Here is a 479-nt window from a genome sequence, read left to right on the forward strand (position 1 = left end):
CACCAGTGAAAGAGGTGCCCGGTCTATATTTCTTTCTATCACATACCCAAATTTTTAAAGAACGATCTAATCAAAGACTAGAAATCAACATTCATGCACCCCTTGTCTTACAGGATGGAATGCTCATTTCTAAGCTTTCAAACAGAAGCAGTAAGTGGTGGAGCCAAGCGGGATCGAACCGCTGACCTCCTGCGTGCAAGGCAGGCGCTCTCCCAGCTGAGCTATGGCCCCGTATTTCTACAGGCGTTTCCCACACAAAATTGGTGGGTCTGGGCAGATTCGAACTGCCGACCTCACCCTTATCAGGGGTGCGCTCTAACCAACTGAGCTACAGACCCAATTTCGAGCTTGTAGCCGCTAGCGTTAAGCTATCAGCTTGGAGCTTAAAGCTGCTTCTAATCGTCTTCTTCAATGAATCAAGCAATTCGTGTGGGTGCTTATGGCGCAGCTGAGTCGTCGATTAAGGAGGTGATCCAGCC

The 479-nt window shown here is 48.9% G+C and carries 1 protein-coding gene and 2 tRNA genes; 1 reads left to right on the forward strand and 2 read right to left on the reverse strand.

Features of this window, described 5'->3' with window-relative positions:
* Window positions 1–185 (forward strand): hypothetical protein (locus tag KBY02_RS26015; RefSeq protein ID WP_225650867.1); only part of this gene is annotated, 185 nt, incomplete at its 5' end.
* Here the strand turns inward: KBY02_RS26015 and KBY02_RS26020 are convergent.
* Both KBY02_RS26020 and KBY02_RS26025 read right to left on the reverse strand, forming a co-directional pair.
* Window positions 156–231, reverse strand: a tRNA-Ala gene (locus KBY02_RS26020). The genes KBY02_RS26015 and KBY02_RS26020 overlap by 30 nt on opposite strands.
* 30 nt (window positions 232–261) lie before the next feature.
* Window positions 262–338: transfer RNA gene (locus KBY02_RS26025), tRNA-Ile, on the reverse strand.
* Window positions 339–479: the final 141 nt, after the last annotated feature.

The sequence above is a fragment of the Pseudomonas sp. P129 genome (assembly GCF_020312195.1).
Taxonomy (GTDB): domain Bacteria; phylum Pseudomonadota; class Gammaproteobacteria; order Pseudomonadales; family Pseudomonadaceae; genus Aquipseudomonas; species Aquipseudomonas fragariae.